This is a genomic window from Vibrio sp. 03_296 (assembly GCF_002265885.1).
In genome coordinates this window covers 1-12301 of sequence record NZ_NPKW01000025.1, presented here as the reverse complement: position 1 = coordinate 12301, position 12301 = coordinate 1, and the positions used below count along the sequence as shown (strand labels likewise).

The window sequence follows — 12301 nt, the reverse complement described above, 5'->3', positions numbered from 1 at the left end:
CAGTTACTGCACTGGCTCCCTGTTAACAATGCCACCCTCAAGCACAGCATAGGTCTGACTGAGTATTGGGCTTTGCGATGTTTCGGACGCTTACCCACCTATGCTGCCGAAGCAGGTTCACTTACGTTGTGTACTGTTAACTTCCTATTGCTTCCTTCAGACCCTGCCGTTGGCCAGCAACGCCCTTGCAATTCGGATTATCTTCCCCTCAGTCAGGGCGATTCGGGCTTCTTTCAACCCGACGGGTTTGCCAGCTTCGCTGGGCAAACAAAAAAGCCGATCCAACGATCGGCTTTGTTTTTCTGACCATTCACATTCGCTGGCTTACTTTACGAAGTCCACACCAATTTGAATGTCACCGTTAAGCGTTTCTAGCATGCCATCGAGAGCCGCTTTTTCGAAATCACTTAACTCACCGTAAGGTAGAATTTCTTCAACACCATCTTTGCCAAGTTTCACTGGCTGTGCAAAGAAGCTAGCGTGCTCGCCGTTACCTTCAACGTAAGCGTATTCGATCACTTCTTCACCCTGCAGTGCTTTCACGAGCGCAAGACCAAAGCGACACGCAGCCTGACCCATTGAAAGTGTTGCACTACCGCCACCCGCTTTCGCTTCAACCACTTCAGTACCTGCATTTTGGATACGTTTGGTTAGGGCTGCGATTTCTTCGTCGCTGAATTCGACACCTTCCACTTGAGAAAGAAGAGGCAGAATCGTCACACCAGAGTGACCGCCGATCACTGGTACACGGACTTCACCTGGATCTTGACCTTTCAGCTCAGCAACAAACGTTTCTGAACGGATCACATCCAACGTCGTCACACCAAAAAGTTTACGCTTGTCATAAACACCCGCTTTTTTCAGCACTTCTGCTGCAATTGGCACTGTGGTGTTCACAGGGTTGGTGATGATACCAATACAAGCATTTGGACAAACCACGGCAATGCGCTCAGCAAGTGATTTGACGATACCAGCATTGACATTAAATAGATCCGCACGATCCATACCTGGCTTACGCGCAACACCAGCAGAAATAAGAACCACATCAGCACCTTCTAGTGCTGGCGTTGGATCTTCACCGGCATAACCTTTGATCGAAACGGGGGTAGGGATGTGGCTTAGGTCTGCAGCAACACCCGGAGTAACCGGAGCAATATCATATAGGGCTAAATCAGAACCCGCTGGAAGGCGGTTTTTCAGTAAAAGAGCTAGGGCTTGACCGATGCCACCAGCGGCACCAATAACAGCTACTTTCATTGTAGTTCTCCTTGAGAGCGATCTCTTATAGACGTTTTAGTAGGGTATTTTGTAAACAACTGTGTAGAACGCTATAGCAATTACAACTTGATTACAATCAATTAACGCTCGCTTTGCGACCTTGCGCAACTCGATTATCGCGTGCCACATTCACCTCGGCCATTATCCACATAAATTGTAGGTATGACAAAGGCTTAAGCATGAAAGAAATTGACTACATTTCTTGCTTTGTTCGCCATTCACTGCGCTAATCGGACAGTAATCTGTTTAAAATTTACAGTGATACAACTAACAGATTGCAATCAGCTTTTGGCACTGAGTGAATATCTATGCGAAAATATGCAAAACGTTAAGAAATGGAATGTGGATTTTATGCGCCCATCAGAAAAACAAGACAACCTAGTACGCGCTTTTAAAGCTTTATTGAAAGAAGAACGCTTTGGTTCTCAAGGTGAAATTGTTGAAGCCCTAAAACAAGAAGGCTTTGAAAACATTAACCAATCTAAAGTTTCTCGCATGCTGACCAAGTTTGGTGCCGTTCGTACCCGCAATGCGAAAATGGAAATGGTTTACTGCCTACCCACCGAACTGGGTGTTCCGACCGTCAGCAGTTCTTTGCGTGAATTGGTTTTAGATGTTGATCATAACCAAGCATTAGTGGTCATCCATACTGGCCCTGGTGCGGCACAGCTTATTGCCCGTATGCTCGATTCTCTTGGTAAATCGGAAGGCATCCTTGGCGTGGTGGCAGGTGATGACACCATCTTCATTACCCCTACCCTAACAATCACGACAGAACAACTGTTTAAATCGGTCTGCGAATTGTTTGAATACGCGGGCTAACTAACGGTAAACAATGCTCACTTTAGCGATGCTATGGTGAGCATTTTGTTTGAAACGCATTCAAATACGCGTTAATTGTTCGTGATCTAATTCACGCATTTAACCAAATATCTACCAAGGCAAGCATCAATTTAACTCATTGATCTAAAAGAACCTAACGCTAAAAAAACATCACTCCTATTCTCTTTCCTTAGATTTTTTCGCTATAAGTTTTAACAATTGTATAATTATCTGCCAATTATTTGTTATTATTCCGCCACTTTTCCAAACGATTGGATTGGAAAAGATGCCGTTTCCAAACAGGAAACCCCTGAAGATAATTTGTTATGCTTCTGGGTTAATAATGGATAAAGGAAGGAACATTCATGGCATTAAATACGCTGATTAAAGTGGGTGCAATTGCTGCTGCCGTTATGGGCGCAGGTGCGGTTCACGCTCAAGAATTTATTACGATTGGTACAGGTTCAGTGACGGGTGTTTACTACCCTACGGGTGGCGCCATCTGTAAACTGGTCAACAAAGATCGTAAAGATCACAATATCCGTTGTTCTGTAGAATCAACGGGCGGTTCGATCTACAACGTCAATACCATCCGCTCTGGCGAGTTGGACTTTGGTATCGTTCAGTCTGACTGGCAATACCATGGCTACAAAGGCACTAGTAAATTTGAAGAGCAAGGCCCTTACACTAAACTGCGTGCCATGTTCTCTCTTCATACCGAACCTTTTAACATCATTGCACGTTCAGACGCAGGCATCGACAAGCTTGAAGATCTGAAAGGCAAGCGCGTCAATATCGGTAACCCTGGTTCGGGCGACCACGCAACGATGAGCGTGGTGATGGATGCTATGGGTTGGAACAACGACAGCTTCAAGCTAGCGTCAGAGCTAAAAGGTTCTGAGCGTTCACAAGCTCTATGTGACAACAAGATCGACGCATTTATTTACATGGTTGGTCACCCAAATGGCTCAATCAAAGAAGCGACTACGTCTTGTGACGCAAAATTGGTGTCCGCGACAGGCCCACAGATCGACAAAATTGTTGCTGACAACCCATACTACGCTTACAGCACCGTGCCTGCGGGTATGTACCGTGGCACTGATAAAGACGTGAAGAGCTTTGGTGTGGCGGCAACGCTTGTCACCACTGCCGATGTGTCTGACGACGTGGCTTACAACGTGGCGAAAGCGGTATTCGAGAACTTCGATACCTTCAAACGTCTACACCCTGCGTTTGCTACCCTTAAGAAAGAGGATATGGTGAGCGCTGGTATTTCTATCCCACTACACCCAGGTGCAGTGAAATACTACAAAGAAGTGGGTCTGCTGAAATAAGCAACACCACGATTCAGGCAGGAAGGCCATCTTCCTGCCTGCGATTCAATCCTGATCCCGACTTCAATCATTCTGTTGTCTGATTTGCCGTTACAATCTCATTAATTCAGACAGCATTGAGTTCACTGCCCTCTCCGAGTTCAGAGTCGGAAGGGTAACAGCATCAACTAGACCATCAATAACAAGGAAACGTACATGACGACGAATACCACTCCGTCACAAGATGTGCAAGAAATGGTGGCTCAAGCCGATACTGGCGCACGTAACCCGGCAGGGTTACAGGGACGAATCCTCTGGTTTGTTCCACTTTGCTGGTCATTGTTTCAATTATGGTACGCTTCACCGCTACCCTTTATTTTCGATTTCGCCGTTCTTAATGACACGCAGGCACGAGCTGTACATTTAACCTTTGCTATCTTTCTTGCTTTCACTGCTTACCCTGCGCTGAAAAGCTCACCTAGAGAGCACATCCCTGCCCTCGATTGGGTATTGGCTTTGCTCGGCAGTTTCTCTGCTTCTTACATCTACATCTTCTACACCGAGCTTGCTGGCCGTTCAGGCGCTCCAACGACGATGGATGTTGTGGTAGCAGTCACTGGCATGGTGCTGTTGCTTGAAGCCACTCGCAGAGCATTAGGCCCTCCTTTAATGCTCGTGGCCGCTCTTTTTCTCTTTTATACCTTTGCCGGTCCCTACATGCCGGATGTTATTGCCCATAAAGGGGCAAGCATCAACAAAGCGATGTCCCATTTATGGTTGACCACAGAAGGCGTGTTCGGTGTTGCACTTGGCGTATCCACCTCGTTTGTGTTCTTGTTTGTACTTTTTGGTGCCATGCTGGAACGCGCAGGTGCGGGGGCATACTTTATTAAAGTCGCCTTCTCATTGCTCGGTCACATGCGTGGTGGCCCAGCCAAAGCAGCCGTCGTCGCCTCCGGTTTATCAGGGCTTGTTTCTGGTTCTTCCATCGCGAACGTAGTGACGACAGGGACATTTACGATTCCCTTAATGAAACGAGTTGGGTTTCCAGGCACCAAAGCGGGGGCTGTTGAAGTTGCGGCATCAACCAATGGGCAATTAACGCCGCCGATCATGGGAGCTGCAGCTTTCTTGATGGTGGAATACGTTGGTATTTCTTACGTCGAAGTCATTAAAGCGGCCATTCTGCCAGCCTTAATTTCTTATATTGCGCTGATTTATATTGTTCACTTAGAAGCGTGTAAAGCAGGTATGACAGGCTTACCCCGCCGCCATAACCCAACTTTAGTGCAAAGCTTGCTCTCCTTTACGGGTACGATTTTAGGACTGTGTGTCATCAGCGCGGTGGTTTACTACGGCATCGGTTGGACCAAGGATGTCTTTGGTGATGCCGCGACACCCATGGTGACCATTGCCTTACTGGTTGCCTACGTGGGCTTAGTCAAAATTTCCGCCAATCATGCGCAAGATGGCGCATTGGAGATCGATGCAGAACTGACCGAAGTGCCCGACCCAGGACCGACGATCAAATCGGGTTTGCACTTCCTGCTTCCGATTGTTGTGCTTGTTTGGTGTCTCACCGTTGAGCGCTTTTCTCCTGGCCTTTCAGCGTTTTGGGCGACGGTGTTCATGATCTTTATTCTTCTCACTCAACGTCCTTTGATGGCGTTGATGAACAAGAGTGACGACATTGCACAGCAAACCAAGGCTGGTTGGACAGATCTGTTAGAGAGCTTAGTATCGGGCGCTCGCAATATGATTGGCATCGGTGTCGCAACCGCCGCTGCGGGTACCGTCGTTGGCGTGGTGACCCTAACCGGGATCGGTTTGGTCATGACCGATTTTGTTGAGTTCATTTCCGGCGGCAGCGTGATCATGATGCTGATCTTCACCGCAGTGATCAGTTTGATCCTCGGCATGGGACTTCCTACAACCGCGAACTACATTGTGGTGTCGACCTTGATGGCGCCAGTGATCGTCACGCTAGGCGCTCAGCACGGCTTGATCATTCCACTTATCGCCGTCCACCTGTTTGTGTTCTATTTTGGTATTTTGGCCGATGATACCCCTCCAGTTGGCTTAGCTGCGTTTGCTGCAGCTGCGATTGCGAAATCCGACCCGATCCGTACCGGTATCCAAGGGTTTGCCTACGACATTCGTACCGCTATCTTGCCATTCATGTTTGTCTTCAATACTCAGCTCTTGTTGATGGGCATTGATACTTGGTGGCACTTGCTATTAACGATACTCTCCTCGATTATCGCCATGCTGATCTTCTCCGCGGCCACACAAGGCTGGTGGTTCACCAAAAACAAATGGTGGGAAACGCTGTTACTGCTCATACTTACGTTCTCGTTCTTCCGTCCAGGCTTCTGGTGGGACATGATTTACCCAGCCAAAGTTCTTTCACCAGGTATTGAGATAGAGCAAATCACTCAGAAGCTAGATGTAGGACAATCACTGGAGCTTCGTGTAGCTGGTACCAATCTAGAAGGTGATTTCACTGAAAAGACGGTCCGTTTACCTTTTGATGATAATGCGACAACCGCACTTGAACGTCTTCAGTCGATGGGGCTTTCCCTCGTTGAAGATCAAGGCAAGATGCTGGTTGATATGGTTGAATTTGACAGCCCTGCTGAAGCCTCCGGTATCGATTTCGATTGGGAAATCAAATGGGTGGTAGAAGAAGCAGATCGACCAATGAAAGAATGGGTGTTTGTCCCTTGTTTGCTGATCCTTATTTTCATGGCAGCAAATCAGAAACGCCGAATTCGATCTCAAATCATTCAAGCGTAAACATCAATAGCCCCGTGAAATCGGGGCTATATTTATCTCAAAACAGTATGCTGAAATAACAACAATAGAGATCATACCATGTACAAACAGATTCTTGTTCCCGTCGATCTGAACGATAAAGGTTTTTCAGATAGAGCCGTTGAGCTCGCGGTGTGGCACGCGCGCCAAGCCAATGCTCAATTACATTTGCTCAACGTATTGCCCGGCATTCACATGTCGATGGTGGCGAGCTACTTCCCTAAAGATGCGGCACAGAAAATGAAACAAGATGTGGTGCAGCAACTTAAGAACTTTGCTGATCAACACATCGCCGATGAAATTGTCTACAAGGTCCATGTTGCCGAAGGCAAACCTTACGCCACTATCTTAGAGTACGCTGAAAAGCTGGGGGCTGATTTGATTATCATGCCAAGCCACAAACGCTCAAAAATCGATAAAGTGGTGCTCGGTTCCGTCGCCAGTAAAGTGGTTGAGAACTCACCCATTAACGTATTGGTGGTCAAACCGCAAGCTTAGTCCCGAATTTTACTCAGTTAGGCCGGAACAAAAAAGGATGTCATATGACATCCTTTTTATTTTAACCATCGATTTTTAAGTGAATCATTGCTGATTACGTAACTTCACTTCTTCATCCAAACTTTCTAATTTGGCTTTCATCTTTTCGCGACAGATTTCTGCAAGCTCGCGAATATGCTCTTTGCCATAACCTTCGGTGCTAATGGGATCCAACATTTCGACAATCACGTGGCCATTATTCCAACGATTCAATTTCAGTTGATCCGTTGAGCTACATACGATCGGGATAATCGGCACGCCAGCGCCAATCGCAGCGTGAAAAGCGCCCGTTTTGAAAGGCATGAGGCCACGACCGCGTGAGCGTGTACCTTCAGGAAACATCCATACCGAGACTTCACTTGCTTTCATGCTTGCCACTACCTGATCAATCGTCCCTTTGGCTTTGGTTTTATTCGCACGGTCAATCAAGATGTTACCCGTCAGCCAGTAAAGCTGTCCAAACAGCGGTAACCACGCTAGGCTCTTTTTGCCTACCGTGACAACTTTGGGTGTCACTGCCGCAGATACGGTAAAGAGGTCCCAGTTATTTTGATGGTTGGCAATGTAGATATGTTGGCCACGTTGGTAGGCATCTTCAGGAAGACGCAGTTCCAGCTTAATGCCAAATACACGCGACATTTTGGCAAACAGACGGCCAAAGGTGAACACATGCTTAGGATTTCGAGGGCTAAGTAAACAGTAGCCACAACCAAAAACGAACATCACAACAGCAAATAACGCCGTTGCTAATAAACGCACTAGAGCAATCATTTATAACTCCGGTATTCATTCAGATCGGCATTGCACTCTCAAGATATTGAAAGTTACGCTCCACTTCTCTGACAAAAACAACTTCAAAAATATAAAAAAGCCGAAACCTGTGTTTCGGCTATATTGGTATCAACGCAGTTTAGTTTGACTCACGAAAACGCTCAATCTTTGCACCCAGTGCATTAAGCTTGTTCTCGATTTTGTCGTAGCCGCGGTCAATGTGGTAAATACGATCAACGATGGTTTCCCCCTTAGCGATACAACCTGCAATCACTAAGCTGGCTGACGCTCGTAGATCAGTCGCCATCACTTGTGCAGCGCTCAAACGCTCCACATCACCACAGATGACCGTGTTGCCTTCAATCTCCGCTTTTGCGCCCATACGTTTTAGCTCTGGAACATGCATGAAACGGTTCTCAAAGATGGTTTCAGTGATCACACCACCACCTTTGGCCATCATATTCAGCAAGGTAAACTGTGCTTGCATATCGGTTGGGAAACCCGGATGAGGCGCCGTGCGGATATTGACCGCTTTGAGCTCTCTACCGGTCATATCAACAGAAATCCAATCTTCGCCAGTTTCAACAAGCGCACCCGCTTCTTCCAACTTCGCCAACACGGCTTCAAGTAAATGCGCTTGCGTATTGTGGCAAACGACTTTACCGCCAGACACCGCCGCAGCGACAAGGAAAGTCCCCGTTTCGATGCGATCTGCCACAACGGCATGCTTACCACCACCCAGACGCTCAACACCTTCAATGGTGATGGTGTCAGTGCCTGCACCGCTGATTTTAGCCCCAAGCGTGTTGAGGAATTTCGCAGTATCGACGATTTCTGGCTCACGCGCTGCGTTATCTAAAACCGTCGTGCCTTCGGCAAGTGTGGCTGCGCACATAATCGTAATGGTGGCACCTACGCTCACTTTATCCATCACAATGTGTGCGCCTTGTAGGCGGCCGTCGACATGCGCTTTAACGTAACCATCTTCTAACGTGATGGTCGCACCAAGCTGCTCTAGACCCGTAATATGTAAGTCCACGGGACGCGCACCGATCGCACACCCACCCGGAAGAGACACTTGTCCTTGACCAAAACGAGCAACAAGCGGCCCCAATGCCCAAATCGACGCACGCATGGTTTTCACCAAATCATAAGGCGCGCAATATTCATCGATAGAGCTAGGGTCAACATGAACGGAACCATTGCGTTCCACTTTGGCACCAAGGCGCTTTAACAGCTCCATGGTGGTATCAATATCTCGAAGATGCGGCACATTGGCCACTTCAACTGGCTCTTCAGCCAGAATCGACGCAAATAAAATCGGCAGTGCAGCGTTTTTGGCACCTGAAATAGTCACCTCACCCACCAATGGCTGAGTCGACCCAATTACACGGAACTTTTCCATTATAAAACCTTAAAGAGACATCAGTTTCTTGTCACGTGCCCATTCGGCAGGCGTGTATGCTTTGATCGACAAGGCATGAATATCATTGCGTTGGATGTAGTCCATGAGTGGTTTGTAGATCAGCTGTTGCTTCTTAACGCGGCTCATTCCTTCGAAACAAGCATCAACAGCGACCACTTCATAGTGGCTACCTTCACCTTTTACATGCAACTCTTCAAGGTTGAGTGCTTCTTCTAGTAACTGTTGTACTTTTGCGCTATCCACAATTTACCCCTGATAACTTTGAATATGTTTGGCAACCACGTCTTCAACGTTGCTTAACTGAAACAGTGTGCGCAGTTGCGCTGGCACAAAGCTCAGCATTATATGACAGTTTTGCTTTTTTGCATGCTCAAATAAGTGAATTAGCATCACCATTCCGGCAGAATCCACCCGTTGTACGGTTTTTAGTGAGAATTCCACCTGACTATGTCTCGGCTTCCAAGTCTGAACAAAACGCCACAGTGATGGCACTTGTTCACGATCCAAATTACCACTTAAGCTGACTTTCTCGTCTGTCGATTGCTGCCATTGTGGGTGTGACATCAGTTTTTTGCCTCAAAACGAATCGGTTGTTTCGCTAATACTTCCAGCTCGTTGGCGACGGAAAGAATACCATCTTGGCGAATTTTACCATTCCACTCCGACTGCTTGCTGGAGAGTAAACTGATCCCTTCGGCAACCATATCAAAAGCGAGCCAATCGCCGTTATTCTCACGACGCAATTTGAACTCTAGCTTAATGTTTGGACGGGGGGTATCAATGATATCAACTTTCACACTGGTGATGCGCTGATCTTCTTCCACCTTCGATTCCGGGCCAAAGAGAATTTTCTGATCCGTGTATTGCGTCAATACCTGCGCATAAGAGCTCACTAAGTACGCTCGAAACGCGTCAATAAACGCTGTGACGTCTTCACGCTTTGCCCCTTTGAGATTTGTACCCAATAACTTAAGTGCCGCGTACTTTTCATTCACGTACGGCATCAGCTCTTCTTCTACCACCACTTTGAGGTAGTCAGGATCTTGCTGAATTTTAGGCTGCTCTGCCTTCAAACGCGCAAAGGCCTGCTCTGAAACCTGCTTCATCATTTGATACGGATCGGCTTTGTCCACTGCCGTGCTCGCCAATACATTAAGTGACATCAACAGCGAGAGACAGGTCAAAAAGAATCGTTTCATCGAATTATTCCTTCTTAGTTTCATCTTTGTTTCCGACGCTATAGAGCACTTGGCCAATCAAATCTTCCAATACCAACGCCGATTTGGTGTCTTCAATAAAGTCACCATCTTTAAGCATCTGCTCATCTTCAAAAACGAATCCTGGTACTAAGCCGATGTACTGCTCACCAATCAAGCCGGATGTCAGTATCTGCACACTCGAGGTCTCCGGAAACTGGTTGTAGAGACTGTTGATCGACAGCGATACGACAGGGACTAAGGTTTCAGGATTCAACGAAATGTCGGATACGCGTCCAATCACAACCCCTCCCACCTTCACAGGCGAGCGCACTTTAAGACTACCGATGTTGTCAAACTGTGCTTTGAGCATGTAAGTATTGCCCGAGCCCAGCCCCTTTACGTCAGCGACTTGAAAAATCATGACCAGAATTGCGCAAATTCCCGCCAAGACAAAGCTGCCAACCCATAATTCTGTTTTACGTGTTTGTTGCATGTTTAATTCCCAAACATCAACGCAGTGAGGACAAAATCCAGCCCCAACACCGCTAAAGAAGAGTGAACCACCGTGCGAGTCGTCGCACGGCTGATGCCTTCCGAAGTTGGAATAGCATCGTAACCATTAAAGAGCGCAATCCAAGTCACGGTAATGGCAAAAACCACACACTTGATCATGCTGTTACCAATATCTTGCCCTAACTCCACCGAAGCTTGCATGGCAGACCAAAAACTGCCGTGGTCGATGCCTTTCCAGTCAACACCCACCAATTGGCCGCCCCAAATACCCACGGCCATGAAGATCATCGCCAACAGCGGCATCGAGATAATGCCAGCCCACAACCTTGGCGCTATGATTCTTTTAAGTGGGTCAACCGCCATCATTTCCATACTAGAAAGCTGCTCTGTCGCTTTCATCAGGCCAATTTCAGCCGTGAGTGCAGAGCCCGCTCGCCCGGCAAACAACAATGCCGTCACAACTGGCCCTAGCTCACGCAATAACGACAGCGCGACCATTTGCCCTAGGCTGCCTTCTGCGCCGTAATCCACCAAAATCACGTAGCCTTGTAGACTCAACACCATACCAATGAAGAGCCCAGAGACCACGATGATGGCCAAAGACTGCACCCCCACGTTATAAATTTGCTTCACCAATAGTGGCAGCATTTTTCGCGGTTGTGGTCTCCCCGCAAGTGCACCTGCAAGCATTAAGCTCGCCTTGCCAAATGATTGACATAAGCTAAGGAAGCGACGCCCGAGCGCTGAAATCATGTCGACTAAGTTAGGCATCGTGAAATAAATCCTTTTCTATGGGTTGCGCGGGAAAACGAAACGGCACAGGACCATCCGCTTCACCCAATAAAAATTGTTGAACACGAGGATCGCTGTTGTTGCGCAGCTCCTCTGGTGTGCCTTTTGCAATCACTTTGCCATCAGCCAGCAGATACACCCAATCAGCAATGCTCATCACCTCCGGGACATCATGAGAAACGACAACGGCCGTGACCCCTAAGGCACTGTTCAAATTACGAATCAACTCAACCAGCACCCCCATGGTGATCGGATCCTGACCAACAAAGGGTTCGTCATACATGATCAGCTCAGGGTCGAGCGCAATGGCTCTTGCTAGGGCAGCTCGACGAGCCATGCCACCAGATAACTCACTTGGCATTAGTTCTGCAGCCCCTCTCAGGCCAACCGCTTCAAGCTTCAATAGTACTAAAGTGCGAATGAGTGAGTCACTCAGCTGAGTGTGTTCACGTAAAGGAAAGGCGACGTTATCGAAGACATTGAGATCAGTAAACAGCGCGCCGGATTGAAACAGCATGCTCATTTTTTTTCTGGCGTGATAAAGCTTAGAGCGAGACAAACTAGGAATATTGACACCATCAAACCAAATCTCACCACTTTCCGGCAAGATTTGCCCACCAATCAGGCGAAGCAATGTGGTCTTTCCAATTCCAGATGGCCCCATGATGGCCGTCACTTTTCCTTTGGGAATACGCAAATCGATGTTGTCGAAAATCTTACGTTGGCCACGGGAAAACGTCAGTCCATGAATCGTTACTAAATCGTTGTGTGACATACTCTCTCTTTATTTACTCAGGTATTCCCCTGCGTTTTTATCGCACTTCGTGTCGTATTGG

General features: G+C 47.5%; 14 protein-coding genes. 5 read left to right on the top strand and 9 right to left on the bottom strand.

Features of this window, described 5'->3' with window-relative positions; all coding sequences use genetic code 11:
- A partial coding sequence (locus tag CIK04_RS33145; RefSeq protein WP_325205689.1) for a hypothetical protein occupies positions 1–306 on the top strand: 306 nt, incomplete at its 5' end.
- A gap of 18 nt (positions 307–324) precedes the next feature.
- Here the strand turns inward: CIK04_RS33145 and mdh are convergent.
- The gene (gene mdh, locus CIK04_RS01845; RefSeq protein ID WP_017789467.1) at positions 325–1257 is read right to left on the bottom strand and encodes a malate dehydrogenase; all 933 of its coding nucleotides are present in this window, start codon (positions 1255–1257) and stop codon (positions 325–327) included.
- A 372-nt stretch (positions 1258–1629) separates the two neighbouring features.
- On the opposite strand from mdh, the gene argR reads away from it, so the two are divergent.
- From argR to CIK04_RS01825, 4 genes are all read left to right on the top strand, one after another.
- Complete coding sequence (argR, locus tag CIK04_RS01840) at positions 1630–2100, top strand: transcriptional regulator ArgR (protein WP_011078752.1); 471 nt, start codon at positions 1630–1632, stop codon at positions 2098–2100.
- Between the two features lie 365 nt (positions 2101–2465).
- The gene (locus tag CIK04_RS01835; protein ID WP_011078753.1) at positions 2466–3434 is read left to right on the top strand and encodes a TAXI family TRAP transporter solute-binding subunit; all 969 of its coding nucleotides are present in this window, start codon (positions 2466–2468) and stop codon (positions 3432–3434) included.
- 195 nt (positions 3435–3629) lie between these two features.
- Positions 3630–6209, top strand: a complete 2580-nt coding sequence (locus CIK04_RS01830) for a TRAP transporter permease (protein WP_086467211.1) — start codon at positions 3630–3632, stop codon at positions 6207–6209.
- Between the two features lie 78 nt (positions 6210–6287).
- On the top strand, positions 6288–6725 hold the full coding sequence (locus CIK04_RS01825; protein WP_011078755.1) for a universal stress protein: 438 nt from the start codon (positions 6288–6290) through the stop codon (positions 6723–6725).
- 84 nt (positions 6726–6809) lie between these two features.
- Here CIK04_RS01825 and CIK04_RS01820 read toward each other — a convergent pair whose 3' ends face one another.
- From CIK04_RS01820 to mlaF, 8 genes are all read right to left on the bottom strand, one after another.
- On the bottom strand, positions 6810–7535 hold the full coding sequence (locus CIK04_RS01820; RefSeq protein ID WP_011149387.1) for a 1-acylglycerol-3-phosphate O-acyltransferase: 726 nt from the start codon (positions 7533–7535) through the stop codon (positions 6810–6812).
- Between the two features lie 139 nt (positions 7536–7674).
- Entirely contained in the window at positions 7675–8940 is a 1266-nt protein-coding gene (gene murA / locus CIK04_RS01815; protein WP_011078757.1) for a UDP-N-acetylglucosamine 1-carboxyvinyltransferase, read from the bottom strand.
- Positions 8941–8949: 9 nt separating this feature from the next.
- Positions 8950–9204 carry a BolA family iron metabolism protein IbaG gene (ibaG, locus tag CIK04_RS01810; protein ID WP_011078758.1) on the bottom strand — a complete coding sequence of 85 codons (255 nt, stop codon included), beginning with the start codon at positions 9202–9204 and terminating at the stop codon, positions 8950–8952.
- A gap of 3 nt (positions 9205–9207) precedes the next feature.
- Positions 9208–9525 carry a lipid asymmetry maintenance protein MlaB gene (locus tag CIK04_RS01805; protein WP_097353290.1) on the bottom strand — a complete coding sequence of 106 codons (318 nt, stop codon included), beginning with the start codon at positions 9523–9525 and terminating at the stop codon, positions 9208–9210.
- Positions 9525–10184, bottom strand: coding sequence for a phospholipid-binding protein MlaC (locus tag CIK04_RS01800; protein WP_045609489.1), 660 nt, complete (start codon positions 10182–10184; stop codon positions 9525–9527). The genes CIK04_RS01805 and CIK04_RS01800 overlap by 1 nt, the downstream gene beginning before the upstream one ends.
- Positions 10165–10653, bottom strand: a complete 489-nt coding sequence (mlaD, locus tag CIK04_RS01795; RefSeq protein WP_039546108.1) for an outer membrane lipid asymmetry maintenance protein MlaD — start codon at positions 10651–10653, stop codon at positions 10165–10167. The genes CIK04_RS01800 and mlaD overlap by 20 nt, the downstream gene beginning before the upstream one ends.
- A 2-nt stretch (positions 10654–10655) precedes the next feature.
- On the bottom strand, positions 10656–11444 hold the full coding sequence (mlaE, locus tag CIK04_RS01790; protein ID WP_097353289.1) for a lipid asymmetry maintenance ABC transporter permease subunit MlaE: 789 nt from the start codon (positions 11442–11444) through the stop codon (positions 10656–10658).
- Positions 11437–12240: a phospholipid ABC transporter ATP-binding protein MlaF gene (gene mlaF / locus CIK04_RS01785; RefSeq protein ID WP_011078763.1), complete on the bottom strand. Its 804-nt coding sequence runs from the start codon at positions 12238–12240 to the stop codon at positions 11437–11439. The genes mlaE and mlaF overlap by 8 nt, the downstream gene beginning before the upstream one ends.
- Positions 12241–12301 lie beyond the last annotated feature (61 nt).